The sequence below is a fragment of the Microbacterium sp. LjRoot45 genome (assembly GCF_964253325.1).
In the GTDB taxonomy this organism is placed as follows: Bacteria; Actinomycetota; Actinomycetes; order Actinomycetales; family Microbacteriaceae; genus Microbacterium.
Map to the genome: position 1 here is coordinate 182,690 of NZ_CAXUQM020000001.1, position 24,621 is coordinate 207,310.

General features: G+C 71.9%; 23 protein-coding genes. 14 read left to right on the plus strand and 9 right to left on the minus strand.

Annotated features, from left to right (window positions below; all coding sequences use genetic code 11):
* The first annotated feature begins 30 nt into the window (after window positions 1-30).
* Window positions 31-702: a hypothetical protein gene (locus tag ACSQ18_RS00830; RefSeq protein ID WP_436035177.1), complete on the plus strand. Its 672-nt coding sequence runs from the start codon at window positions 31-33 to the stop codon at window positions 700-702.
* Between the two features lie 29 nt (window positions 703-731).
* Window positions 732-1,448, plus strand: a complete 717-nt coding sequence (locus tag ACSQ18_RS00835; protein WP_436035178.1) for a hypothetical protein — start codon at window positions 732-734, stop codon at window positions 1,446-1,448.
* A gap of 60 nt (window positions 1,449-1,508) precedes the next feature.
* Here ACSQ18_RS00835 and ACSQ18_RS00840 read toward each other — a convergent pair whose 3' ends face one another.
* Complete coding sequence (locus tag ACSQ18_RS00840; RefSeq protein WP_436035179.1) at window positions 1,509-2,564, minus strand: Rv2578c family radical SAM protein; 1,056 nt, start codon at window positions 2,562-2,564, stop codon at window positions 1,509-1,511.
* Between the two features lie 119 nt (window positions 2,565-2,683).
* Here ACSQ18_RS00840 and ACSQ18_RS00845 point away from each other — a divergent pair, with 119 nt between their 5' ends.
* Window positions 2,684-3,661 (plus strand): D-alanyl-D-alanine carboxypeptidase family protein, encoded by a 978-nt coding sequence (locus tag ACSQ18_RS00845; protein ID WP_436035180.1) that lies wholly within the window; start codon window positions 2,684-2,686, stop codon window positions 3,659-3,661.
* 71 nt (window positions 3,662-3,732) lie between these two features.
* Window positions 3,733-4,896 carry an acyl-CoA dehydrogenase family protein gene (locus tag ACSQ18_RS00850; RefSeq protein ID WP_436035181.1) on the plus strand — a complete coding sequence of 388 codons (1,164 nt, stop codon included), beginning with the start codon at window positions 3,733-3,735 and terminating at the stop codon, window positions 4,894-4,896.
* A 139-nt stretch (window positions 4,897-5,035) separates the two neighbouring features.
* Here the strand turns inward: ACSQ18_RS00850 and ACSQ18_RS00855 are convergent, their stop codons facing one another.
* Window positions 5,036-6,091: a hypothetical protein gene (locus ACSQ18_RS00855; protein WP_436035182.1), complete on the minus strand. Its 1,056-nt coding sequence runs from the start codon at window positions 6,089-6,091 to the stop codon at window positions 5,036-5,038.
* 273 nt (window positions 6,092-6,364) lie between these two features.
* Here ACSQ18_RS00855 and ACSQ18_RS00860 point away from each other — a divergent pair, with 273 nt between their 5' ends.
* Genes ACSQ18_RS00860 through ACSQ18_RS00890 form a run of 7 tightly spaced genes read left to right on the plus strand, consistent with a single transcriptional unit; the run spans window position 6,365 to window position 13,916 of the window.
* Window positions 6,365-7,996, plus strand: coding sequence for a TIGR04028 family ABC transporter substrate-binding protein (locus tag ACSQ18_RS00860; protein WP_436035183.1), 1,632 nt, complete (start codon window positions 6,365-6,367; stop codon window positions 7,994-7,996).
* Between the two features lie 33 nt (window positions 7,997-8,029).
* A complete protein-coding gene (locus ACSQ18_RS00865; RefSeq protein ID WP_436035185.1) occupies window positions 8,030-9,076 on the plus strand; it encodes an ABC transporter permease in 1,047 nt (348 codons plus the stop codon).
* Window positions 9,073-9,966, plus strand: coding sequence for an ABC transporter permease (locus ACSQ18_RS00870; protein ID WP_436035186.1), 894 nt, complete (start codon window positions 9,073-9,075; stop codon window positions 9,964-9,966). Before ACSQ18_RS00865 ends, ACSQ18_RS00870 begins: the two co-directional genes overlap by 4 nt.
* Window positions 9,963-11,672 (plus strand): dipeptide ABC transporter ATP-binding protein, encoded by a 1,710-nt coding sequence (locus ACSQ18_RS00875; RefSeq protein WP_436035187.1) that lies wholly within the window; start codon window positions 9,963-9,965, stop codon window positions 11,670-11,672. Before ACSQ18_RS00870 ends, ACSQ18_RS00875 begins: the two co-directional genes overlap by 4 nt.
* Window positions 11,669-12,703: a putative FMN-dependent luciferase-like monooxygenase gene (locus ACSQ18_RS00880; protein ID WP_436035188.1), complete on the plus strand. Its 1,035-nt coding sequence runs from the start codon at window positions 11,669-11,671 to the stop codon at window positions 12,701-12,703. Before ACSQ18_RS00875 ends, ACSQ18_RS00880 begins: the two co-directional genes overlap by 4 nt.
* Entirely contained in the window at window positions 12,700-13,293 is a 594-nt protein-coding gene (locus ACSQ18_RS00885) for a CMD domain protein (protein WP_436035190.1), read from the plus strand. The genes ACSQ18_RS00880 and ACSQ18_RS00885 overlap by 4 nt, the downstream gene beginning before the upstream one ends.
* Entirely contained in the window at window positions 13,290-13,916 is a 627-nt protein-coding gene (locus tag ACSQ18_RS00890; RefSeq protein ID WP_436035191.1) for an alkylhydroperoxidase domain protein, read from the plus strand. The genes ACSQ18_RS00885 and ACSQ18_RS00890 overlap by 4 nt, the downstream gene beginning before the upstream one ends.
* Before the next feature lie 67 nt (window positions 13,917-13,983).
* On the opposite strand, the gene ACSQ18_RS00895 is transcribed toward ACSQ18_RS00890, so the two are convergent.
* From ACSQ18_RS00895 to ACSQ18_RS00925, 7 genes are all read right to left on the minus strand, one after another.
* Window positions 13,984-14,532: an ECF transporter S component gene (locus tag ACSQ18_RS00895; RefSeq protein WP_436035192.1), complete on the minus strand. Its 549-nt coding sequence runs from the start codon at window positions 14,530-14,532 to the stop codon at window positions 13,984-13,986.
* Window positions 14,529-15,407: a siderophore-interacting protein gene (locus ACSQ18_RS00900; protein ID WP_436035193.1), complete on the minus strand. Its 879-nt coding sequence runs from the start codon at window positions 15,405-15,407 to the stop codon at window positions 14,529-14,531. Before ACSQ18_RS00900 ends, ACSQ18_RS00895 begins: the two co-directional genes overlap by 4 nt.
* A 29-nt stretch (window positions 15,408-15,436) precedes the next feature.
* Window positions 15,437-16,246, minus strand: coding sequence for an energy-coupling factor transporter transmembrane component T (locus tag ACSQ18_RS00905; RefSeq protein WP_436035194.1), 810 nt, complete (start codon window positions 16,244-16,246; stop codon window positions 15,437-15,439).
* Entirely contained in the window at window positions 16,243-18,012 is a 1,770-nt protein-coding gene (locus ACSQ18_RS00910) for an ABC transporter ATP-binding protein (protein WP_436038371.1), read from the minus strand. The genes ACSQ18_RS00905 and ACSQ18_RS00910 overlap by 4 nt, the downstream gene beginning before the upstream one ends.
* A 76-nt stretch (window positions 18,013-18,088) precedes the next feature.
* Window positions 18,089-18,637: an ECF transporter S component gene (locus ACSQ18_RS00915; RefSeq protein WP_436035196.1), complete on the minus strand. Its 549-nt coding sequence runs from the start codon at window positions 18,635-18,637 to the stop codon at window positions 18,089-18,091.
* Window positions 18,638-18,674: 37 nt separating this feature from the next.
* Window positions 18,675-19,655 carry a pirin family protein gene (locus ACSQ18_RS00920; protein ID WP_436035197.1) on the minus strand — a complete coding sequence of 327 codons (981 nt, stop codon included), beginning with the start codon at window positions 19,653-19,655 and terminating at the stop codon, window positions 18,675-18,677.
* Entirely contained in the window at window positions 19,652-19,999 is a 348-nt protein-coding gene (locus tag ACSQ18_RS00925; protein ID WP_436035198.1) for a GNAT family N-acetyltransferase, read from the minus strand. Before ACSQ18_RS00925 ends, ACSQ18_RS00920 begins: the two co-directional genes overlap by 4 nt.
* Before the next feature lie 150 nt (window positions 20,000-20,149).
* Here ACSQ18_RS00925 and ACSQ18_RS00930 point away from each other — a divergent pair, with 150 nt between their 5' ends.
* From ACSQ18_RS00930 to ACSQ18_RS00940, 3 genes are all read left to right on the plus strand, one after another.
* Window positions 20,150-21,370: a glycoside hydrolase family 3 N-terminal domain-containing protein gene (locus tag ACSQ18_RS00930; protein WP_436035199.1), complete on the plus strand. Its 1,221-nt coding sequence runs from the start codon at window positions 20,150-20,152 to the stop codon at window positions 21,368-21,370.
* A 163-nt stretch (window positions 21,371-21,533) separates the two neighbouring features.
* Window positions 21,534-24,041, plus strand: coding sequence for a DEAD/DEAH box helicase (locus ACSQ18_RS00935; protein ID WP_436035200.1), 2,508 nt, complete (start codon window positions 21,534-21,536; stop codon window positions 24,039-24,041).
* Window positions 24,042-24,061: 20 nt separating this feature from the next.
* Window positions 24,062-24,598, plus strand: coding sequence for a DUF1697 domain-containing protein (locus ACSQ18_RS00940; protein ID WP_436035201.1), 537 nt, complete (start codon window positions 24,062-24,064; stop codon window positions 24,596-24,598).
* Window positions 24,599-24,621 lie beyond the last annotated feature (23 nt).

Below are 24,621 nucleotides of genomic sequence, written 5' to 3' on the forward strand. Positions count from 1 at the left end.
TCGGGCCCTCCCGCCGGATACGTTCTGGCCATGTCTCGACGCGCCGTCGCCATCCCCGCCTCGCTTGTGCTGCTGCTCACCGTCGCGGGATGCACCACACATGCGAACGCGGGTTCGGCCAGCCCGGTCGCCACCGCACCCGCACCGACCTCGGCTTCCCCGACACCTCGCGCGACGGCGACGCTGACCCCGACGCCCGCGTCCTCGCCGATACGAACGGATGCCGCGGTGCCCGACGATTGCGAGAGCTTCGTCCCGATCGGCCGCATCGAGGACCTGTACGTGCCCCGCCTCGCCGACGCGGTGATCAGTTCGGAAACCGCGTCGATCGACGCCTTCATCAGAGAGTCCGAGATTCTCGACATCGCTCTCACCGCCGGCGACATGCTGGTGTGCGGGTGGGGACAGCCCCGCACCGACAACACCATCGGTGCCGCGGCCGTGCAGGTCGACGACGAGGCCCGGGCGCGGGTGATCGCCGACCTCCGTAGCCACGACTACGACGAGGTCGCTCGGGACGGCGTCGTCGAATACGCCAAGACGTTCGACGACGGCGATGAGCGCCTGCATCCGTGGTCGAACGTCGTGCATCTGATCGACGGCGACGTCTGGATCGTCGCGATCGATCACTTCGAGAGCGACTCCCTCGCCGGCGACCTCGCGAGCGCGGCTCTCGACGGAGCGCGGAACGCCTCCCGCTGACTCGACGGCACCGGACGTAGGATCGGCGCATGGCCCCCCGGTCCTTCGTGTCGCTCACCGCGCTCGCGGCTTCTCTCGCGCTCGTGCTGACGGCATGCGTCCCGGAGCCTCCGACGACAGACCCGACGAGCCCCGCACCGACCGCCACGTCGCCGGGGACCGCGTCGCCGACCGGCTCGGTGCCGTCCGGGTCGCCGATGCCGACGGCATCCCCGTCTCCGACGTCGACCGCCCCCGCGACCCCTACGCCGACGCCGACGGCATCCACCGATCCGGGTACGCCGTCGCGCGTGGTGCTGCCCGCCTGCGCGAATCTGCTGCCCCTGTCGACCGTGCACGCCCTCTTCGGCGACGCGGCCGAACCGCTGGATGCCGGAGGTTCTGCTGCCGATCGGATGCCGGGACCGCGGGCCGCCGAAGCGGCTCGGAGCGCGCGGCAGACGGTCGTGTGCTCGTGGGGTATCCCGTTCTCCGACGGCGGGTTCAGCCTCGTCGCGGCGGAACTCTCGACGGCGTCGCGGGACTCGCTGCTGGCGTCGCTGCGCGGTGCGTCGTCGTACCGGGCGACGCGCGTCGACGGCGCGACCGCGTTCACGCACTCGGAGGAGAGCGAATTCGGGACGATCGGTGTCGTCTACGTCTTCGAGGGCCGCGTGTGGATCACGGTGACGGGCACGCTCACGATTGACACCGGCCGCGAGTTCGCCGCGTCGGCGCTCGACGCCGTCCGCGCCGCCAACCCCTGAGCGGGCGCTTCTTCGGCCGCCCGCGAAGCCGCGCGAACGGCCGCGCGCACGGCGCCCCGTTCAGAACAGCATCGCGGGCGCGGGCAGAGCAACCCCCGATCCGGATGCCGTCGACCGCACCGGCATCATCCGTGACGGTCGGGGTGCGTCGTCGTCTTCTGCGCCGCCGGTGAGGCCGTGCCGCCGCAGAAGCGGCCGCACCCGCGCCGACAGCAGCTTGCGATACCCGACCGGCGCAGACACCGATGCGCCGGGGTAGAGACCCCGGTACCGCGGCAGCAGATCGGGGCGCTCCCGCTCCAGCCACGCCCAGAACCACTCCTTCGCACCGGGGCGGAGGTGCAGCGCCCCGAACACGACCCGGCGGGCACCGGCATCCTTCAGCTGGCGCAGCGCGTCGTCGATCGTCGCGGCGTCGTCGGTCAGATGCGGCAGCAGCGGCATGAGGAACACGGTGGGCCGGAAGCCCGCGTCGCTCGCCGCCCGCACTGTATCGACCCGAGCGCGGAAGGTCGGTGCGCCGGGCTCGAGCGACTCGCGCAGCGCGTCGTGGCTGATCGCGATCGACATCGACAGGTGCACATCGACGGCCGTCGCCGCCTCGGCCAGGGCGGGGAGGTCCCGGCGCAGGAGGGTGCCTTTCGTCAGCACCGAGAAGGGCGTGCCGCTCTCGGCGAGGGCGGCGACGATGCCCGGCATCAGCCGGTAGCGGCCCTCGGCGCGCTGGTACGGGTCGGTGTTGGTGCCGAGGGCGACGTGCTCGCGCGCCCACCCGGGTCGCGCGAGTTCGCGGCGCAGCACCTCCACCACGTTGGTCTTCACGACGATCTCGCGGTCGAAGTCGGCGCCGGAATCGAAGTCGAGGTACTCGTGCGTACGGCGGGCGAAGCAGTAGACGCAGGCATGGCTGCAGCCCCGGTAGGGGTTCACCGTCCAGTCGAACGGCATCGCCGACGGACCCGGAACGTTGTTGAGGGCGGACTTGGCGAGCACCTCGTGGAAGGTCATGCCGGCGAACTCGGGAGTGGTCACGCTGCGGACGAGTCCGCCCACCGACTCGAGCCCCGGGAGCGCGTTCGCGTCGACGGCGCCGATCTCCTGACCCTGCCACCTCATGTCGTCACCCCCGGCTATACAGGGGAACATATCTACGAGAGTGAGTCAAGGCATGCATCGCGACAGTCGAACACACAAGGATGCCGGGAGTCGGCGTCGAGCCGGGGGAGAATGGGACCGTGCCCCCCGCTCCCACCTCCTCGCGTCGGGAGCGCCGCGTCTCACGTCGGGTGCGGCTGGCCCGCCGCCGGGCCCTCGCGATCGTGCTGGTGCTCGTCGTCGCCGGGGTCTCCGCGTACCTGCTCACGCGGCCCGGCGTTGCCGAGGCGGATGGCGCCGGAGATCCGCCCTCCGCACCCAGCAGCCCCGTGGCGACCCCCGAGCCCGAGCAGCCCTCGGCGACCCCCTCGCCGACGCCCACGGCAGAGCCGGCGGTGTGCGACGACCCCGCTCTCATCGACGCCCTCGACAACGGGTCGGATGCCGACGTCATCGCCGCCATCGGCGGTGGTGACGCGTTCCGTGAGGCCGTGGCATCCGGTGCCGCCCCCTGCATCGACCTGACCGACGCGACGCGCACCTGGGTCGTGGTCAACAAGCGCAACGCGCTCGACCCCATCGACTACTGGCCGACGCCGCAGGCGCAGCCCAGCGGCATCCGTGTCGTGTCGGGCGGCGGGTGGCTGCGTGCCGACGCGGCGGCCGCGCTGGACGAGCTCGCGGCGGCGATCGTCGCGGACGGGGTGGGCACTCTCGGGGTCGACAGCGCGTTCCGCCCGTACGCGTTCCAGGTCGACCTCTATAACGGCTACGTCGCCTCCCGCGGACAGGCCGCGGCCGACCTCCGCAGTGCACGCCCCGGTCACAGCGAGCACCAGACCGGGCTCGCCGTCGACGTCGTCGCGTGCGACAACGGCTGCGGCTCGCACGACGGGTTCAAGGGCACTGCGCACGCGCAATGGCTCGTCGACAACGCATGGCGCTTCGGGTTCGTGGTGCGCTACGAAGACGGTCAAACCGACGTCACCGGATACTCGTGGGAGCCGTGGCACCTGCGCTACCTCGGCCCGGAACTCGCCGCCGCCTACCACGACGGCGGATACCGCACCCTGGAAGGTTTCTTCGGGCTGCCCGCCGCGCCCGACTACGATTCCTGAAACCCAGTACCATGGATGCCGGGATGGAATCCCACACCTGCGACACTCGAGGATGAGAGGACGGGCGCACCATGGAGCGCGACATCTACGACGAGGACCACGAGGCGTTCCGCGACGTCGTGAAGGAGTTCTGCAAGCGCTACGTCACCAACGAGGCGCGCGAGAAGTGGGATGCCGACGGCGAAGTCGACCGGGCGACGATGCGCGCCGCCGGTGACGCCGGGATCATCGGACTCAGCGTGCCGGAGGAGTTCGGCGGCGCCGGGATGCTGCAGGACTACCGCTTCCGCGCGGTCGTCAACGAAGAGGTCATCCGCGCCGGTGCCGGATCGCTCGCCGGTGCCTTCGGCATCCAGGACGACCTCGCCATCCCGTACCTCGTGCACATGGGCACGCAGGCGCAGAAGGAGAAGTGGCTGCCCGGGATGGCGACCGGCGAGATCCTCGGCGCCCTCGCGATGACCGAACCCGGCGCCGGCTCCGACCTCCGCGGCATCAAGACGACGGCGAAGAAGGTCGACGGCGGCTACCTCGTCAACGGCGCGAAGACGTTCATCTCCTCGGGCAAGACCGCCGGCATGATCGTGACGTTCGTGAAGACCGGCGAGGGCAACCGTCCCGACGCGTTCTCGCTGCTGATCATCGAGAACGGCATGGAGGGCTTCGACCACGGCAAGAAGCTCCACAAGATGGGCTTCCAGGGACACGACACCGCCGAGCTCTCGTTCAGCGACGTGTTCGTTCCCGAGGAGAACCTCATCAGCGGCACCGAGGGCCAGGGCTTCGTGCAGCTCATGATGAACCTTCCGCTGGAGCGCCTGTCGATCGGCGTCGCCGGCGCAGCCGCCGCGGCCGCTGCCCTGGAGTGGACCCTCGCGTACACGAAGGACCGCGAGGCGTTCGGTGAGCGGATCATCGACTTCCAGAACAGCCGCTTTCAGATGGCCGACGTCGCCACGACTGTCGATGCCCTGTGGGCCTACATCGACCGCGCGCTCAAGGCGTACGCCGAAGGCAAGCTCACGGCCGAAGAGGCCGCGAAGGTGAAGTTCTGGGCCACCGAGCGGGAGTGGGACGTGCTCGACACGTGCGTGCAGTTGCACGGCGGCTACGGCTACATCACCGAGTACCCGATCGCGCGCGCCTTCCTCGACGCCCGCGTGCACCGCATCTACGGCGGCACGAACGAGATCATGCGGGAGATCGTCGGCCGCCAGCTCGCCGGCAAGCGCTGAGGCCCGCCCGCCGGCGGGGGCGAAAGCAGGCTGGGCGGGGTGCGACCGCCACGCCGGATGCCACCGCGCCCGCTTCAGCCTGCTTTCGCCACGCCTGACCCGTCGCGTGATGCGGACTCGCGACTGACGGCGTCGTGGCTCAGCGAGCTGCGAGGAGTTCCGCCGCGACGTCCCGCACGTCGCGGTCGAGTTCCCGCGACTCGAGAACGACGATGCTGTCGCCGTCGGTCACCCACAAGCGGGTCAGCGGATCTCCGGTGCCGGTCTGATCGGCTTCGCCCCCCCGATCGATGATGAGAGCAGTCTCCGCGCCGGCGACCGTGGTGTCCACAGCCGTCGATGCGTCCCCTTCGACGAGGCGCTCCCACCCGTCCGCCCCGCCCGGGTAGACGGTCACCCAGAGCGCGGGGAAGCGCGTCGTGGTCTCGTCGGTGGCGGTGCTCCAGACGCACGTTCCGATGACCGATCCCGCCTCACTCGCGATCTCGTGTACCGGGTCGGGGCTCGATCCGTCGGTGCCGGTTCCGCCCTCCACAGGTGTATCGCCCAGTGCGGATGCGAGATCGATCGCGGATCTCACATCGTCGCAATCCGTGAACCCCGCCCACCCCGCGCGTTCGGCGGCGGCTCCCGGCGCGAGGACCGGAAGGCGTGCGGCGATGACGTCCGCAACCTCATCGACGAGCCCCCGGGGGATGTCGTCGCCATAGGTCGTCTCGCCGGGCAAGACGGTCACCAGCGCCCACACCTCGTCGGTCGCTCGAGCCGTGCGGCAGCCGTAGCCGTCGTAGCCGATGCTCTCGCACTGCTCGTCCGCGTATCGGTCCGTGAACGAGCCCGGCACGACGGAGGCGGGGAAGAGGTCGACCGCGACGTACCACGTACCGCTCCACCGGCAGCTCAATCCACCGAGTGTGTGCACGGATGTGCGGGTGACGTCTTGGAGGGTGCCCGCGCCGATCGCGGCGGGCAGGTCATCGGCGGCGATGACCTGGTCGCAGGAGCCGTCTGCCACCGTGACGGGTGTCCGGGCCGGCGGCGGGGAGGTCGGTGTCGGTGTCGGCGTGGCGATGTGCGTGGGCGTCGGGCTCGGCGTCTCGCTCTCGACGGCCGCAGGGGTCCCCGGGCGCGTCAACACGAGCACGGCGACGATCACGGCGACGACGCCGAGCGCGGCTGCCGTCGCGACCGTCACGGCGACCCACCGTGGCCTCCTGCCGCTCGATGAGCGGGGTCCTGTCTCGATGGAGGGCCCCGGCTCGTCTCTCAGCGTCACTCCCGCATTATCTCGTGTCGCACGAGACGACCGCGTCAGACACGGGAATCCGACCAACGCCCCCACCCGGCCTGCCGGGCGCAGCACATGACGCCGGATGACGGCGGATGAAGCCGCGTAACGGATGCCGTCGGGCCGGCGCCGCACCCGCTCCTACCGTGGGGGACTCCCACCCACCAAGGAGCAGCATCCATGAACCCTCACGCCCGCCGCGCCGGCGCCGGCCTCGTCGCCGTTGCCGCGGCGCTCGCGCTTGCCGCCTGCAGCACCCCGTCCGCCTCCCCGCAGAACTCCGCCGCGGCGGCGGGTGAGCCCGTCACCGGCGGCACCCTCACGTTCCTCGAGTCGCAGGCGCCGACGTGCTTCTACGCCGGCGGCGGCGGCTTCTACCCGGTCGCGACGATCCTCAACCAGGTCGCCGACAAGCTCACCTACCAGGACCCCGAGACCCGTGAGATCTCGCCGTGGCTCGCGACGGACTGGGAGATCAACGACGACGCGACCGAGTACGTATTCCACCTGCGCGACGACGTCACCTTCTCCGACGGCACGCCGTTGGATGCCGAGACCGTCGCTTTGAACTTCGACCACTTCGGTCTGGGCGACGAGGCGCTGGGGCTCGCCGCCCAGGAGTTCGTCGCGAACTACGAGGCCTCCGCGGTCGTCGACGAGCACACGGTGAAGTTCACCTTCTCCGCGCCGACCCCCGGCTTCCTGCAGGCCACGTCGGTGGTGGGTTCGGCGATCGTCGCGAAGGCGACGGCCGAGCTGCCCTACGAGGAGCAGTGCCAGCTGGAGAACCTCGTCGCGACGGGCCCCTTCACCGTGGGCGACGTGGTGCCCGAGCAGCAGTACTCCCTCGCCGTGCGCGAGGACTACGACTGGGCGCCCGAGGTGTCGGAGCACCAGGGCCGCGCCTACCTCGATGCGATCGAGATCATCGTCACGCCGGAGGACAACGTCCGCACCGGCGCGCTGACGGCGGGTCAGGCCGATGCGATCCGCGCGGTGCAGGTGTACGACGCGGATGCGCTGACGGCGGCCGGCAACGAGGTGCACTACGCGCCGACCAACGGGGTGAACCCGCAGTTCGCACTCCGCTGGACGAACCCGCTCCTCGCCGACCTCCGGGTGCGGCAGGCGCTGCAGAAGGCGACCGACACCGCGGCGATCGTCGACACGATCTACCAGGGCAAGTTCGCGCAGGCGACGTCGGTGCTGAGCCGCGGCGCGACGGGGTACGTCGACCTGTCCGACAAGCTCGGCTACGACCCGGAGGCGGCGGCGGCGCTGCTCGACGAGGCGGGCTGGGTGCCCGGCGCCGACGGCATCCGCGAGAAGGACGGCCAGCGCCTCGAGCTCGAGACCTGGGTCGGTGCGGTCTTCCCGCTGAACCAGCAGCTCGACGAGCTCGTGGCCGAGCAGTGGGAGAAGGTCGGCGTGAAGTTGAACATCGACACCCCGGATGCCGCGACCGCCACGGCCGGTCAGAAGGACCCGCAGCAGCTGCCGGTGGCGATCACCCACGTCGGTCGCGTCGACCCGGACGTGCTGAAGAGCAACTTCCACAGCGCCTCCAACCGGAACGCCCTGGTGTCGGACGACGACGTGCTCGACGGGCTCCTCGACGAGATTTCGACCCTCTCCTCGACCGAGGAGCGATACGCGAAGGCGGCGGAGGTGCAGGAGTACCTCATCGACAACGCCTACACGATCCCGCTGTACGAGCTGCCGCAGACGTATGCGACGTCGGCCCAGACGCACGGCCTCACGTGGGAGCCGGTCGGCCGGGTGGTGCTCTACGACACCTGGCTGCAGCAGTAGGACGCGGATCACCGGGAGCAGGGGAAGGACATCATGCGCTACCTCATCGGACGTATCGGCCAGGCGGCACTTGTGCTGTGGGCCGCGTACACGGCGACCTTCTTCCTGCTCTCGGTGCTCCCGGGCGACGGGATCATGGTCAAATTCGAGAACCCCGAGATGGGGCTCTCGGCGGAGCAGATCGCCGCCATCCGGGAGTACTACCGCGTCGACGACCCGGTGCTCCTGCAGTACGTCCACGCCGTCATCGGCACCGTGCAGGGCGACTTGGGCTACTCGATCACCAACGCGGTGCCCGTGGCCGACCGCCTCGCCGCGGCGCTGCCGCAGACGACGCAGTTGGCGTCGGCGGCGTTCGTGCTCGCGCTGGTGATCGCGGCGGCGATCGCCGCGGCATCCGTCTTCGCGCCGTTCACGTGGGTGCGGCGGGCCTTGGATGCCGTGCCGTCGCTGTTCATCTCGATCCCCGCGTTCTGGCTCGGTCTCGTGCTGATCCAGGTGTTCTCGTTCCAACTGGGGTGGGTGCCGATGATCGGCGCGTCGCCGGTGGAGGCGCTGGTCCTGCCGGTGATCACGTTGGCGGTGCCGATCTCCGCACCGCTCGCGCAAGTGTTCTGCCGGAGTCTCGACGAGGTGGAGGCCCGTCCGTTCGTGCAGGTGGTGACGGCGAAGGGCGCGAGCCGGTCGTGGATCCTCCTGCGGCACACGGCGAAGAACGCGCTCCTGCCGACGCTGACGATCAGCGGGCTGATCTTCGGCGAGCTGATCGCCGGGTCGGTGGTGACCGAGACCGTCTTCGGTCGCAACGGCGTGGGGCGTCTCGTGAACGAGGCGGTGGCCGGTCAGGACCTCCCGGTCATCCAGGCGGTGGTGCTGCTGTCGGCCCTCGTCTTCGTCACCGTCAACCTCGTCGTCGATCTTCTCTTCCCGGTGCTCGATCCGCGCCTGCGCCGCCCCGGGGGCCGCCGCCGCTCGTGGAGCACCTCCCCTGCCGGCCGGCAACCGGCCGAGTCCTCCCCGCCCGAATCCCTCGCTGCCGAGTCCCCCTCTGTCCCCTCGCCGATCGGAGCCGCCGCATGACCGCGATCATCTCGCCGCCCCTCCTCGACGAGCCGGTGCTCCACGAGGACGCGCCCGCACCCGCGCCCGCGGCATCCCCGCGCCCCGCAATCCGGCGCCGCCGGCGCCCCTCGCCGACGCTCGTCGTGTCGGCGGCGGTGCTCGCCGTCGTGCTCGCCTGGGCGGTGGCCCCGGCCCTCTTCGCCCCGTTCTCGCCGTACACGCAGGTGGCCGCGGCGCTGCAGGCGCCGTCGCTCGCGCATCCGTTCGGCACCGACGCGGTCGGGCGCGACCAGCTGTCCCGCGTCGTCTTCGGTGCGCGGGAGTCGCTGCTGGGCGCCGCGCTCGCCGTCACGGTGGGTCTCGTCGTCGGCGTGCTGCTCGGCGCCGTCGCCGCGAGCATCGGAGGGGCCGCGGATGCCGTCGTCATGCGTGTCGTCGACGTGCTCCTTGCCATCCCGGGCCTCCTGCTCGCCCTCACGGTCGTCGTGCTGCTGGGCACGGGCACCGCCAACGCGGCGCTCGCCGTCGGGGTCGGGTCGATCGCCGGCTTCGCGCGGCTGACGAGATCGGAGGTCGTCCAGGTGCGCGGCACCGAGTACGTCGAGGCGGCCTACGGCAGTGGCGGCACGTTCCTGACGGTCCTCTTCGGACACATCCTGCCCAACTCGCTGCGTCCGGTGCTGGCGCTGCTGGCGCTGCAGTTCGGGGGAGCGATCCTCGCCCTGTCGACCCTCGGGTTCCTCGGGTACGGGGTGACGCCGCCCGACCCCGAGTGGGGCATGATCATCGCGCAGGGGCGCAACCTCCTCGGCGCAGCGTGGTGGGTGACGGCTCTGCCGGGAGTCGTGCTGCTTCTCGTCGTGCTCGCGACGAACCGCATCAGCCAGGCGATCGGGGCGGCACGATGAGCGCGGTCCTCGACGTCCGCGACCTCGCCGTCGCGTACGAGTCGCGACGCGGTCGGGTCGTGGCCGTCGACGGCATCGACATCCGCATCGAGCCGGGCGAGGCGGTCGCCCTCGTGGGCGAGACCGGGTCGGGGAAAACGACGGCGGCCCTGGCATCCATCGGCCTCCTTCCTCGCGGGGCCGTCCGCCTGCGCGGCACGGTCGCGCTCGGCGGCCAGGACATCACCGGCTGGTCGCCGCGACGGCTCGAACGCATCCTGGGACGCGATGTGGGTCTCGTCCCGCAAGACCCGACGGCATCCCTCGACCCGCTGAAGACGGTCGGCTGGCAGATCGGCGAGGTGCTCCGCATCCACGGGGAACGCGATCGCGCCGTCGTCGCCCGCGAGGTCGAGGGTCTCCTCGAACGCGTCGGGCTCGCCGACACGGGCCGCATCGCGCGCTCCTTCCCGCACGAGCTGTCGGGGGGGCAGCGGCAGCGGGTGCTGATCGCCGGCGCGATCGCGCTGCGGCCCGGACTCATCGTCGCCGACGAGTCGACGAGCGCCCTCGACGTCACGGTGCAGCGGACGGTGCTCGACCTCCTCGACGACCTGCGCCGCGAAGACCGCTCCGGCCTCCTGTTCGTCACGCACGATCTCGCGGTCGCCGCGGAGCGTGCCGACCGCATCATCGTGTTGGAGGGCGGGATCGTGCAGGATGCCGGTGACGTCCGCACCGTCCTCGGCGCCGCCGTCTTCGGCGACACCGCGGCGCCGGACGAGGCCGTAGCGCCTCCCGTCGCCGCCTACACGCGCCGCCTCGTCGCAAACGCCCCCGCGCTGCAGCCGGCACGGTTCCGCGACCCCGCACCGCGCCGCTCGGCGGACGGCGCGGGGGCACCGGCGATCGAGGTCGCCGATCTCCGCAAGGTGTTCCCGGGGCACCGAGGCCGCTCCGACGTGCACGCGCTCGACGGAGTGTCGTTCACCGTGCCGCCCGCCACGACCCACGCGATCGTCGGGGAATCGGGGTCGGGGAAGTCGACGGTCGCGCGCATCGCCCTCGGTCTCACCGCTCCGACCTCGGGCGCCGTACGGGTGGCCGGCACCGACCTCGTCGGACCGGACGGGCGCGGCCTCACCGGCACCGCCCTGCGCGCGTTCCGCCGACGGGTGCAGCTGGTGTACCAGAGCCCGTACGCGTCGCTGAACCCGACGATGCGCATCCTCGACACGGTCGCCGAGCCGCTCCGCCGCTTCGAAGGGCTGTCCCGGGCCGCGGCGCGGCGGGAAGCGGCCGACCTGCTCGACCGAGTGGCCCTCGGCGCGGCGCTCCACGACCGGCGGCCCCGTGAGCTGTCCGGCGGGCAGCGCCAGCGGGTCGCGATCGCCCGCGCGCTCGCCCCCAAGCCCGACGTCCTGGTGCTTGATGAGCCCGTGTCGGCGCTCGACGTCACGGTGCAGGCGCAGATCCTCCGCCTGCTCGACGAGCTGCAGCGCGAGCGCGCCCTCACCTACCTGTTCATCTCCCACGACCTCGCCGTCGTCCGCCAGATCGCCGACACCGTCACCGTGCTCTCCCGCGGCCGGGTCGAGGAGACGGGCTCCACGCGGGACGTGTTCGAGCGGCCCCGCAGCGACTACACCGTCGCCCTGCTGGATGCCATCCCCACCCCCGCCTTCGCCGTGACCGGCCCGTCCCGCCCCCACCGAGGAACACCATGACCCAGCTCGCCCTGTTCACCCGCCTCCTCGACGACGCCTCGCCCGGCGAGCGCTACGCCCTCGCCCTCGCCCAGCTCCAGCAGGCGGAGCGTCTCGGACTCGACCGCGCCTGGGTCGCTCAGCACCACTTCCGCGCCGCCGAGGGCGGACTGCCGTCGCCGTTCGTCTTCCTCGCCCACGCGGCCGCCGCGACGCACGGCATCCGTCTCGGCACCGGCGTCGTGACCCTCACTCTCGAAGACCCCGTGCGGGTCGCCGAGGATGCCGTCGTGCTCGACCTGCTGTCGGGCGGACGGTTCGACCTCGGACTCGGTAGCGGCGGCACCCCGACCTCGTTCGCCCCGTTCGGGCTGGAACTGGCCGACAAGACCGCGGTCTACGAGGCGAAGCTCGACACCCTGCTGACGGCGCTGCGCGGCGGCGACGTCGGCGGCGGCAACACCCTCTACCCCGACGCGGGCACCCTCGGCGACCGCGTCTGGCAGGCGACCTTCTCCCCGTCCGGCGGGGCGCGCGCCGGACGCCACGGCCACGGCCTCCTCCTCTCCCGCACCCAGCCGCGCCCCGACGACCGCCCCGACGCGACCCTCGCGGAGCTCCAGGAGCCGATCGTCGACGCGTACCTCGACGCCCTGCCGTCGGGCGCGCGGCCGTTCGTCACGGCATCCCGCACGGTGTTCGTCGCCGACGACCGCACCGAGGCGCGCGCCTTCGCCGACGCCGGGCTGCGGCGGGCGATCCGCACCTTCCGCGGCGGCCGGCTCTCGGAGGGCGTCGACCTCGACACCCTCATCGCCGCAAGCGACACCCACGTCGGCACCCCCGACGAGGTCGCCGCGTCGCTCGCCGCCGACCCCACCCTCGCCCGCGCCGACGAGGTCGCCTTCCAGGTGCACTCGGTCGACGCGCCGCACGCGCACATCCTGCGCTCCATCGAGCTGTTCGCCACGGAGGTCGCCCCCGCCCTGGGGTGGCGCTCCCCGTCGGCTTCGCCGGCATCCCACCCCATCACCACAGGAGGACACGCATGACCACCGCCATCCCCGACGTCATCGACGAGATCTCCGGCGCCTCGCCGGCCGTCTCGGCGCGACGCAGACCCGTCACCCGCGAGCAGTCGCAGGCCAGCTTCGACGCCCTGTTCGCGCCCCTCGACGACAGCGAGTTCGCCCTCGACGACCGCTGGCTGCTCGCGGCGTTCGTCACGCGCCTCACCGCCGCCGACGCCACCGCCGGCTTCTACGCCCACCGCGCGCGCGAGGCCGCTCCCGACCTCGCCGCGCACGTGCTCGCCGAAGCCGACGCGCAGACCGCCGCCGGGCCGTACGGCGTGTACGCCGAACCCGGCCTGCAGCGCGAGAACATCGTCGGACCGCGCTACGTGCCGACGGTCGACGTCCGCGCCGCCGTCGGCGACAAGCTCGCCGCCGCCCTCGCCCACGCGCACCTGGTCACCTACCGGCTGCGTGAAACCGACGGCGCCGCGCACGACGCGCTCCTGGATGCCGGGTGGAGCACCGACGGCATCGTGACCCTGTCGCAGCTCATCGCCTTCCTCGCCTTCCAGCAGCGCGTCGCTGCGGGACTCCGAGTGCTCTCGGCGACGGAGGTGGCCGCATGAGCGACACGATCGTCGAGACCGCCGACGGCATCCGCGCCCTCCGCCACGACGCCCCGCACCCCGACGCGTTCACGCGCGACAGCGTCGGCTGGCTGCCGTGGCTCGAGCCGCTGCCCGTCGACCAGCTGACCGAGCGGCACCACGCCGGACTCGTCGACCGCGGCCGCGCGAGCTCCGACTACTTCCGGCTCCTCGCGCGCGACCCCGAGATCCTGCGGGCGCGCACCCTCACCGACAAGGACATCTTCTACAACGTCGCCGAGGGCCTGCCGCGCGCCGACCGGGAGCTCGCGGCGGCCGCGGCATCCCGGGTCAACGGCTGCGTCTTCTGCGCGTCGGTGCACGCGCGGTTCGCCGCGCACTTCTCCGGCCGGGGTGACGCCGTGGACCGTCTGCTCGCGGAGGGCGTCGACGCCGACCTGGGCGAGCGGTGGAACGCGATCGTCGCGGCGGCCACCGCGCTCACGCAGACGCCGATCGCGTTCGGGCCCGCGCACGTCGCACGCCTCCGCGCCGCCGGTCTCGACGACCTGGAGATCTCGGACGTCGTGCACGGCGCGGCCTTCTTCAACTGGGCCAACCGGCTCATGCTGACGATCGGGAGGGCCGTCGCGCCCGCCTAGCCGACGGACCGCGCCCCTGCCTGTATGCGGGCGGCTGCTCGCACCGGACCGGGTGGCACCGATGGGCTCAGGCCGCGGCGGCGGTCGCCTCCGTCGGTCGCCGCCGCGCGAGCCGGGCGACGCCCGCGCGCGTCAGGCGGTCGGCGATGAGGATGCCGAGTGCCGCCGCGGCCACGCAGCTGACGATCGTGATCGAGAACATCGCGATCTGCGTCCACACGGGCATCGACCACACGCCGAAGTACTCGGCGGCGAGGATCGGATACGGGATCGCCGCCAGCAGCCCCCCGACGTAGTGCAGCCCCGTCCACCAGCGCTTGTACAGGAGCAGCAGGAAGGGGAGCTCCGCGAAGAAGACCCACCACAGGCTGGCGCCGATGTACGGCAGGATGACGAGGCCGGCGATCAGCCCCGTCACCAATCCGGCGAAGGGGCGCTGCAACAGCCGCAGGGCGACGACACCGGGAAGCATCCAGAATCCGGTGAACCCGACCTGCAGCCACGGCACGGTCGCCGACACCACGATGCCGAGCGCCGACGACCCCCACAGGAGCACCCCTCCGGCGACACCGATGGCCGCGCAGGTGAGCAGATAGACGGTGGAGACGCGGCTCACGAGGGGCTCCCCTCGGCGGTCGCGACCTGCGACTTCGGGGCCGGCGAGGCGGCTCCGACGCGCCAGTAGCCGACGAAGCTGACCGCATTCTTGTCGACCCCGCGCTCACCCACGAGGTGGCGGCGGGCTGCGGTAGGAAGCGCCTGCTCGCCGACGATGAAGGCATGCACACCGGGGTCGACCGCGCGGTCCTGAAGCGCGGCGAGGGCGAGCGTTCCGGGCTTGACGCCGTCCTCTCGGACGATCCACTGCACCTCGACCCCGGCCGGCGCGTCGAAGGCGAGGATGTCGTCGGCCGACGGCGTCTCGATGATCGCGAAGCCGGTCGCCGTCGCCGGCAACGACGCGCACACCCCGGCCAGCGCGGGTGCGCCGGTCTCGTCGGCGACCAGCGCCACCTTCTCCACTCCCCGCTCGGGGTTGAACCCGAGGCCCTCGTCGATGATGACGACCGACTCGCCGGGCTGCGCGGCATCCGCCCAGCGCGATGCGGGTCCGGCGCTCGGACCCGACCCGTGGAGCACGAAGTCGACGTCGAGTTCGGCGCCTCGACCGGCGGTTGCCGGGCGGTAGGCGCGCACCGTGTAGTTGCGCATCACGGGGCGCATGCCGTCGGGGATCCGCAGGTACTTGAGGTAGCCGAAGATCTTGTTCGCCTTCGCCGGGATCCGCTCCAGCCCTTCGTCGCCGGAGCCGCCGGTGTGCGGCAGAAAGATGCGGAACCACTGGTCGAACCCGAGCGGGGTGAACCGGTCGATGTCGCCGCCGCCGAGGGTGATGCGCATCCAGTGCGCACTCAGCCGCTCGGTACGCAGCACGGTCAGGCGCAGGAGGTCCTGCGAGGCGGGCTTCACGAGACTGCTGTATCGCGCCACGGCGCCGTCCTTTCGGGGGGAGGGGGGTGTCAGAGCTGCCAGGGGAAGAGCACGAGCAGGATGCCGAGCGACGCCGCCCAGAACGCCGCGGTGAACACGGTGTCGCGCGCGCGCCAGGGCACGAGGTGCCGTTCGGTGCGGTCGGGGTAGGCGCCGAAGGCTCGGGAGTCCATGGCCAGGGCGACCCGCTCGGCGTGACGGATGGCGCCGGCCAGCAACGGCACGATGTATCCCCACCAGCGGGCCAGCGCGGCGAAGGGCCCGCGCCCGCCATGGGAGCCCCGCACGCGGTGGGCCTGACGGATCACGTCGAGCTCGTGGCCGAAGCGCGGGACGAAACGGAACGCGGCGAGGGCCGTGTAGCCGATGCGGTACGGCACGCGCAGCTGCTGCACGGTCGCACGCACGAGGTCGGGACCGGTCGTCGTGAGCCCTGCGATCAGGGCGAGCGCGATGATCGCGCCGAGCCGCAGCGCGGTGGCCAGGCCGATGGCCACCGCACCGCCGTACAGGGTCCAGGAGCCGAGCGAGAGCACCGTGACGGACTGGTCGACGCGGGCGGCATCCGTCCACACCGACATGCCGAAGGCGACCACGACCACCCCGGCGGGAAGGGCGAGGGCCAGTAGCAGCGCCAGGCGCGCGGTGAGCCGTGCACCCACGGCGATCACCGCGTAGGACAGCGCGATGAGCGCCACGGGTGTGACGAGGTCACGCACGAAGATGAGCATCACCATCGCCGGGACGGGAGCGGCGAGCTTGGCGAGCGGATTCAGGCCGAGCAGGAATCGTCCGCGCGGGGCGACCTCGGCGTACGGGTCGGCGGTGAGGGCGCTCACGGGAGGTTCTCCCGAGGGGCGAGGTCGGCCAGACGCGTGGCGCGCGCCAGTGCAGGATGCCGTGACCCCTGCAGGGCGCGACGTAGCGGCGGCAGGCGCAGGCCCGCACGTCGGAGGAGGGCGTCGTCGGCGAAGACGTCGGAGGTCGCGGCATCCGCCGTCACGCGTCCGCCTTCGATGACGATGGTGCGGTCGGCGTAGTCGGTGACGAGCTGCATGTCGTGGGTGACGACGAGGATCGTCGTGCCCGCATCGCGCAGCGCGCTCAGGAGACCGAGGAGCTCGTCGGCCCGGGCGCGGTCCTGTCCGAAGGTCGGCTCGTCCAGCGCGAGGATCGGCGCGCCGGCGACCAGCGCCGTGCCCACCGAGAGTCGGCGCTTCTGCCCGCCCGAGAGCAGGAACGGGTGGACGTCAGCCTTGTCGACGAGTCCGAACCGCTCCAGGACGTCGCGCACCCGGCCCTGGACGTCGGCCTCGGGAAGCCGTTGCAGCCGGAGCCCGTGGGCGAGCTCTTCCGTGACGGTGTGAGCGATGAACTGGTGCTCGGGGTTCTGGAAGACGAAGCCGATCCGCCGCGCGAGGGTGCGCAGATCGGTGCGGGCCGGGTCGGCACCGCTGATCGACACGTGTCCGCGGGGCACGGGGATCACGCCGGAGATCGCCTGCAGCAGCGTGGTCTTCCCGGCGCCGTTCGCGCCGACGATCGCGACGAACTCGCCCGCGCGCACGGTGAGGTCGATGTCGTGGAGGATCGGCGTGCGCCCCCGGGACACGTCGAGCCCGCGCACCTCGATGACCGTCGGGGATGCCGCCCGTTCCGCGGCCGGAGACCCCGCCCGTTCCGTAGCCGCTGTGCCGGGTGGCGCCGGTGGTGCGGGGATGCCGTCGACCGCCGCCGCCAGTTCGTCGGGGGTGAGGGGGAGGGGCTCCAGCGGCCACCCGGCGTCGCGCAGGGCGAGGGCGGCGAGGGTCGAGACGGGAAGCCAGACGCCCAGGGCGTGGAGCTCTGCCGCGTGGCCCCGCAGCACGGCATCGGTCGGTCCGTCGGCGACGGTGCGGCCGCGTGCATCGAGGGCGACCACCCGATCGGTGATCGACACGGCGGCATCGAGGTTGTGCTCGATGAGGACGATCGCGCGGTCGCCCGCGGCCGACACCTCGGCCAGCGTCGCATAAACCTCCTCAATGCCCGCCGGGTCGAGATTGGCGGTGGGTTCGTCGAGCACCAGCAACGGCGACCCCATCGCCAGTGCGCACGCGATCGCGAGTCGTTGGCGGCCACCGCCCGACAGACGGTCGGGGTTGTCCGCCCGCCGATCCCACAGACCGACGCGGCGCAGGGCGTCTTCGGCTCGAGCGAGAACCTCCTCGACCGGCAGGCGCAGGTTCTCCGGCCCGAAGGCGACCTCGTCGAGCAGGGTGCCGGTGACCAGTTGGGCGTCGGGGTCCTGAAAGACCATGCCCACGCGGGTGCTCAGAGTGGAGACGGGGGTCGTCCCGGCATCCAGCCCGTCGATGCGCACCCGGCCGGTGACCGCGGCGGGGATCGAGTGGGGGATGAGGCCGTTGAGCGCCAGGGCGAGGGTCGACTTGCCCGAACCGCTGGGTCCGAGCAGGAGCACGACTTCGCCGCGCCGCACCTCGAAGGACGTGCCGTCGGGGGTCGCCGTGCTCTCGCCGTCGTGGGTGATGGTGACGTCCCGCACCTCGACGAACGCGGTGCCGCCGCCGTCGCCGCGGGAGCCGGTCGGTGCCCGCCCGGTCACCGTCTCGTTTCGGTTCCCCACCCCACCAACTTAGCCCACCCTAACTTCGCGGCTGTGTGCCGGGTGGGGGACGCCGTCAGACGCGGGCGCGGGCGACGCCGGCGCGGCGCAGACCTCGCCCGACGGCCAACCCGCCCGCCGTCCACGCCACCGGAGACAGCACCGACAGGGCGAGGTAGGCGATCTGCGCCCACGGGTCGAGCTTGGACAGATCGGCCGCGAAGAAGACGACCACCGCGACGATCACGCCGATGATGACCGCCGAGACGAAGAACCGCCACGGGCCCCAGGACCGGTACCGGGTGAGCGCCGCGACGCCCTCCTGGATCGCGCCGAACAGCAGCGCCGTGCCGAGGAACCGACCGATCCACATGGGCGCGAACGCGCTCGCGACGAGAGCGGCGAGCACGTGCGTGATGAGGGCCACGAGCGGAAGGCGGAGCACCTCCTGTGCGACGATGCCCGGCAGCACGTGCGCTCCGAGCAGCAGTCCGTAGAGGAACGGTGCCGTCGCGATCACCACGAGGCTCAGCGAACCGGCGATGCCCCCGACGATGCCGGTGGCGACACCGATCGCAGCGCACACGAGCAGCACGCGCGTCGACAGGAGCGGGGTTCGGGCCACTCTTCCAGCGTAGTCGCGCGCGCGACGCGACCGGCGCTCAGCGGCCGGGAGAAGCCGGTCTCCGGCGGGGTGTGAGCCGCACCCCCGGCAGCGGCGGCGCCGGGATGCGCTCGTCGCCGTGGCCGACGACGTGGCCGAACCGGTCGGTGCCCACCTCCCAGGCCTCGCGCGCCTCGACGATCTCGTCGTGCGAACGGCCGACGAAGTTCCACCACATGACGATGTCGTCCTCGAACGGCTCCCCGCCCAGCACGAACACCGTGGCATCCACGGTCGCCGTCACCTCGATCGAGTCGCGACGGATGCCGAGGTACAGCAGCCCCAGGTCGGGCAGCGCCATCGGTTCGTCGACGTGCACGACCGGGTCGCCCGAGATGCCGACGATCGCGTACTCCCAGTGGGGGTTCAGCGGAAGGCGGGTGCGCGTCCCCGCGGGGAGCACCACCTCGGCGCCGACGATCGGGGTGTACATGCGCGCGGGCGAGGTGGCATCGGCGAACGAGCCGACGACGACATGGGCCGTGGCCCCGCCGCCGAGGTCGACGACGGGCAGGTCCTCGATGCGCTCGAAGTCGCGTGCGCCGTGTCGCCGCGACTCCGGAAGAGCCACCCACAGCTGCAGCGCGTCGAGGGGTACCGGGTCGTCACCGACCGAGTACTCCGAGTGGGCGATCCCCGCGCCGCTCGTCATGATGTTGAGCACGCCGCGGCGCACGACGACGTCGCTGCCGATCGTGTCGCGGTGCCGCACCTCGCCGACGAACGGCCACGTCACCGTCTGCAGACCGATGTGGGGATGGGGCTCGACGCGCATGCGCGTGCGCTGCGGACCGAACCGGTCGAGGAAGCACCACGCCCCCACCATCGGGAGTTCCCGCTGCGGGAGGCTCCGATGCACCGACATCCCGCGCACGCCGCCGAGCGGCACCTCACGCGCCTCCAGCAGCAGCGACCGCGGAGCGTCGCCGCCGACCGGCGCCTCACGGGCCGGGTCGCCGGGGGCGTCGAGGCGGGTCATGCGTCCGCGGCGTCGACGTCGTCGCTGCCCGCGGCATCCGCTGTCGGACGCCAGCGCACGTCGAGACCTTCCACGTCATGCGTCTGCACGTACTTCACGACGAAGGGGCACACCGGGACGACGGTCTCGCCGCGGGCGGCGACGTCGGCGAGAGCCTGCCCCACCAGCGCGGAACCCAGGCCGCGACCGCCGAAGGCCGGATCGATCTCGGTGTGCGGGAACACCAGGCGTCCGTGGTCGTCGGCGCGGAACAGCGTGAACCCCGCGACCGTGTCGCCCTGTCTGATCTCGTAGCGCCCCTTCGCGTCGTTGCGCTCTACGGTGATCTGGCCGTCATCGCTCATGGATGCCTCGGTCCTCTCGGTGCTCGTCGTCGCTTACCCCAACGTAAGCCGCGGCCGACCTGTTCCGCGAGCCTCCGGCGCCGTTCGTCTCGGCATCCACGCCGGTCGGCCGCGTGCGGTCTGGGACAATGAACGTCGGGAGTTGATTCGATGAGACGGGCGTTCGTCGGAGTCGCCCTCGTGCTCGCCGCGATGCTGAGCGCGTGCGCGGCGCCCCCGTCGGCGACCCCACCGTCGGCACCCGCCACCACTGCGACGGCGACACCGCGGCCGTCCGGCCCCGCCCCCGCGTCCCCGTACCCGCTGCTGACTCCGACGCCCGCTCCGTCGCCCACGCCCGAACCCGATCCGCTCGCGTCGCTCACTCTCGAGCAGCGGGTCGGCCAGCTGTTCATGGTGGGCACTCCTGTCGACCGGGCCGCCACGGCGACGCTGCGGGCCGTCCGCGACCGTCACGTCGGCAACGTGTTCCTCGCGGGTCGGTCGTCGAAGGGCGCGGATGCCGTGGCATCCGTCGTCGACCGGTTCACCGCCCTCGCCGGCCCGAAGACGACGGGCGGCCTGCCGCTGTGGGTCGCGACCGACCAGGAGGGCGGCCAGGTGCAGGTGCTGCGGGGGAAGGGGTTCTCCGACATCCCGTTCGCGATCCGGCAGGCCGACGCCGGCGACCGCACCCTCGAGAAGGACGCACGCCGATGGGGCGCGCAGCTGCGTCGCGCCGGAGTGACGATGAATCTCGCACCCGTCGCCGACATCGTGACGAGCCCGAAGACGCGCTTCGACAACGCCCCTATCGGAGCGTTCGGTCGACAGTACGGGTACGACGGCCGGACGGTGGAGGAGAAGGCGGGCGCGTTCGCGCGGGGGATGCGCGCGGCCGGCATCCTGCCGACGTTCAAGCACTTCCCGGGCCTCGGCCGCGTGACCGACAACACCGACACCACGCGGCACGTGGAAGACGACGTCGTGCGGGCCGCGTCGCCCGACGTGCGGATCTACCGCGACCTGACCGCCGCGGGACCGTCAGTGGTCATGGTCAGCAGTGCGATCTACGAGCGCATCGATCCGAAGCGGCCGGCGATGTTCTCGAAGGTCGTCATCGAGAAGGTGCTGCGGGACGAGGTCGGCTTCGACGGCGTCGTGATGACCGACGACGTGTCCGCCGCCCGCGCGGTCGCCGGGATCGCTCCCGGCACGCGGGCAGTCCGGGCGATCTCGGCGGGGGTGGACCTCGTGCTGGTGTCGGCCGACCCGACGGTGCTGCCCGAGATGTACGACGCGGTGCTCGCGCGCGCTGAGGAGGATCCGGCGTTCGCGGCGCGCGTCGACGAGGCCGCGAGCCGCATCGTGGCGGCCAAGACCGGCGACTGACGCGGCGGGGTCGAGGCCCCCGTGTCGCTAACTCCTTCGATCCGGTGCGCGCGAGGGATGCCGGGGCCTTTTGTGCGCGTTCAGCCTCCGATTCGAAGGAGTTGCCGACGGCGGGGTCGAGGTACCGGACGATTCCGCCGCAGATCTCCGGCAGACTCGACGGATGGACGACGCGACGCGGCTGATGGACCGCATCCCGGCCGGAGCGCCGACGGATGCCGTGTACGACGCGTTCGTCGCCTGGTCGGAGAGCCGCGGCCTCGCCCTCTACCCGGCGCAGGACGAGGCGATCATCGAGCTCGTCTCCGGCGCGAACGTGATCCTCGCCACTCCCACCGGCACGGGGAAGTCGCTCGTCGCGGTCGCGGCGCATGCCGCCTGTCTCGCCGCCGGCGGACGCACCTATTACACGGCGCCGATCAAGGCGCTCGTGAGCGAGAAGTTCTTCGCGCTCGTCGAGATCTTCGGCGCGGAGAACGTCGGCATGGTCACGGGCGACTCCGCCGTCAATCCCGAGGCGCCGATCGTCTGCTGCACCGCCGAGATCCTCGCCAACATCGCGCTGCGGCTGGGGGCCGACGCTCCCGTCGATCAGGTCGTCATGGACGAGTTCCACTTCTACGGCGACCCCGACCGGGGGTGGGCGTGGCAGGTTCCGCTGCTGATGCTTCCCCGTGCGCAGTTCCTGCTCATGTCGGCGACGCTCGGCGACGTCACGCCGATCGCCGACGACCTCGCCCGTCGCACGGGCCGGGAGACCGCCGTCGTGACCGGGGTGGAACGTCCCGTGCCGCTCCACTTCTCCTACGAGCGGCGTCCCGTGCACGACGTGCTGGAGGGGCTGCTGGAGAACGGCGAGGCACCCGTCTACATCGTCCACTTCTCGCAGGCCGCGGCTCTGGAGCGGGCGCAGGCGCTCACGAGCGCGCAGATCACGACGCGTTCGCAGCGGGATGCCATCGCCGCCGAGATCGGCGGATTCCGCTTCACGACGGGGTTCGGCAAGACGCTGTCGCGACTGGTCCGGGCGGGCATCGGCATCCATCACGCCGGCATGCTCCCCCGGTATCGCCGCCTCGTGGAGACGCTCGCCCAGAAAGGTCTGCTGCGGGTCATCTGCGGCACCGACACGCTCGGAGTCGGGATCAACGTGCCGATCCGCACGGTCGTGCTCACGGCGCTGTCGAAGTTCGACGGTACGAAGATGCGGCAGCTGACGGCGCGCGAGTTTCACCAGGTCTCGGGCCGGGCCGGGCGCGCGGGGTACGACCCGTACGGCAACGTGATCGCGATGGCGCCCGAGTGGGAGATCGAGAACGCGGTGGCGCTCGCGAAGGCGGGTGACGACGCCGCCAAGCGGAAGAAGATCGTGCGGAAGAAGGCGCCGACGGGTGTCGTCACGTGGGGTGAGGGGTCGTTCGAGCGCCTCGTCGACGCGCAGCCGGAACCGCTCGAGCCGCAGCTCCAGCTCACGGCGGCGATGCTCATCAACGTCATCGGTCGCGGCGGCGACGTGTTCGCGAATGTCCGCGCCCTCGTGTTCGACAACCACCAGTCGCGAGCGCGCCGGTACGAGCTCGCTCGCCGGGCGATCGCGATCTTCCGCACGCTCGTCGTCGCCGGCATCGTGGTCGCCGACGACGACGGCATCCGGCTCACCGTCGACCTGCAGCCGAACTTCGCCCTGAACCAGCCGTTGTCGCCGTTCGCGCTCGCCGCGATCGAGCTGCTCGATCCGACGGCGGAGGCGGAGGGGATCGGGACGGGGCACTACGCGCTCGACGTCGTGAGCGTCATCGAGGCGACCCTGGACGACCCGCGGGCGATTCTCGGTCAGCAGGAGTACCGCGCGCGGGGCGAGGCGGTGGCCGCGATGAAGCGCGACGGCGTCGAATACGAGGAGCGCATGGCGCTGCTCGAGGAGGTGACCTGGCCGAAGCCCCTGGCCGATCTCCTCGCGCAGGCGTTCGACACCTTCGCGGCGAGCCAGCCGTGGGTGCAGGACTTCGCGTTGAGCCCGAAGTCCGTCGTGCGGGACATGTTCGAGCGGGCCATGTCGTTCGGGGAATATGTCTCGTTCTATCAGCTCGGCCGCAGCGAGGGCCTGGTGCTGCGGTACCTCAGCGATGCGTTCCGCGCGATCCGACAGACGGTGCCCGCGGAGGCGCGCACCGACGAGCTGCTCGACATCATCGAGTGGCTCGGCGAACTCGTGCGCCAGGTCGATTCGAGCCTCGTCGACGAGTGGAACAGCCTCGTCCACCCGACGGATGCCGCGGGCGACGAACCGGTCGTGCCGCCGGCGCCCCCGTCGGTGCTCACGAACCGGCGGGCGTTCACGGTGCTCGTGCGCAACGAGCTGTTCCGGCGGGTGCAGCTGGCGGCCCTGCAGGACGACGATGCGCTCACCGCGCTCGATCCGGATGCCGGGTGGCCCGCGGTGCTCGACCGGTACTACGACGAGCACGACGAGATCCTCACCGGCGGTCCCGCGCGGTCGCCCGCGCTGCTCACGATCGAGGAGGCGCCCGACGTCTGGCGGGTCGAGCAGACGATCGACGATCCCGAGGGGCACCACGACTGGCGTATCCGGGCGGAGGTCGATCTCGCGGCATCCGTCGAGGAAGGGACGGCGGTCGTGCGGGTCGTGGAGGTGCTGCGCCTGGGCTGACCGCCCGCCACAATGGGGCGATGACCACCTACCTCGCCTTCCTGCGCGCGATCAATCTCGGATCGAAGCGGGTGTTCCCCAAGGGCGACATCCAGCGGGTGGTCGGCGAGGCGGGGTTCGAGGGCGTCGAGACGCACATCAACACCGGCAACGTGCGGCTGGAGTCGCGCATGCGCTCACGGGCGAAGATCGAGGGCATGCTGGAGCGCGCCTTCGCCGCCGACCGCGGGTTCGAGGTGCCGACGGTCGTCTTTTCCGCCGCGGAGTTCACGGCGATCGCGCGCGACGCCGCGGACCTCGATGCCGCCCACGCCGGCCTCGCGCGGCACTACGTCTACCTCCTGAAGGAGGAGCTCGACGCCGATGCGCTCGCGGCCGTCGCGGCGACCGCCTCCGACAAGGGGGAGATGGTGGTCCGGGGGCGGGCCGCGCATGCGCTCCTGCGGCCCGGCTACCAGGACGGCACGGTCGATCCGCTCCGCGCCGCCGTGCATCTCGGGGTCGCGACGAACCGCGCGGCCACGGTCGTGCGCACGCTCGCCGAGAAGTGGTGCTGAGGAGAGCGGGCGCCGGCTGTCGG

Coding starts and splice junctions, on each gene's coding strand:
- ACSQ18_RS00830 (WP_436035177.1), top strand. CDS start 31: ATGTCTCGACGCGCCGTCGCCATCCCCGCCTCGCTTGTGCTGCTGCTC.
- ACSQ18_RS00835 (WP_436035178.1), top strand. CDS start 732: ATGGCCCCCCGGTCCTTCGTGTCGCTCACCGCGCTCGCGGCTTCTCTC.
- ACSQ18_RS00840 (WP_436035179.1), bottom strand. CDS start 2,564: ATGAGGTGGCAGGGTCAGGAGATCGGCGCCGTCGACGCGAACGCGCTC.
- ACSQ18_RS00850 (WP_436035181.1), top strand. CDS start 3,733: ATGGAGCGCGACATCTACGACGAGGACCACGAGGCGTTCCGCGACGTC.
- ACSQ18_RS00860 (WP_436035183.1), top strand. CDS start 6,365: ATGAACCCTCACGCCCGCCGCGCCGGCGCCGGCCTCGTCGCCGTTGCC.
- ACSQ18_RS00865 (WP_436035185.1), top strand. CDS start 8,030: ATGCGCTACCTCATCGGACGTATCGGCCAGGCGGCACTTGTGCTGTGG.
- ACSQ18_RS00870 (WP_436035186.1), top strand. CDS start 9,073: ATGACCGCGATCATCTCGCCGCCCCTCCTCGACGAGCCGGTGCTCCAC.
- ACSQ18_RS00875 (WP_436035187.1), top strand. CDS start 9,963: ATGAGCGCGGTCCTCGACGTCCGCGACCTCGCCGTCGCGTACGAGTCG.
- ACSQ18_RS00880 (WP_436035188.1), top strand. CDS start 11,669: ATGACCCAGCTCGCCCTGTTCACCCGCCTCCTCGACGACGCCTCGCCC.
- ACSQ18_RS00885 (WP_436035190.1), top strand. CDS start 12,700: ATGACCACCGCCATCCCCGACGTCATCGACGAGATCTCCGGCGCCTCG.
- ACSQ18_RS00890 (WP_436035191.1), top strand. CDS start 13,290: ATGAGCGACACGATCGTCGAGACCGCCGACGGCATCCGCGCCCTCCGC.
- ACSQ18_RS00920 (WP_436035197.1), bottom strand. CDS start 19,655: ATGACCCGCCTCGACGCCCCCGGCGACCCGGCCCGTGAGGCGCCGGTC.
- ACSQ18_RS00925 (WP_436035198.1), bottom strand. CDS start 19,999: ATGAGCGATGACGGCCAGATCACCGTAGAGCGCAACGACGCGAAGGGG.
- ACSQ18_RS00930 (WP_436035199.1), top strand. CDS start 20,150: ATGAGACGGGCGTTCGTCGGAGTCGCCCTCGTGCTCGCCGCGATGCTG.
- ACSQ18_RS00935 (WP_436035200.1), top strand. CDS start 21,534: ATGGACGACGCGACGCGGCTGATGGACCGCATCCCGGCCGGAGCGCCG.
- ACSQ18_RS00940 (WP_436035201.1), top strand. CDS start 24,062: ATGACCACCTACCTCGCCTTCCTGCGCGCGATCAATCTCGGATCGAAG.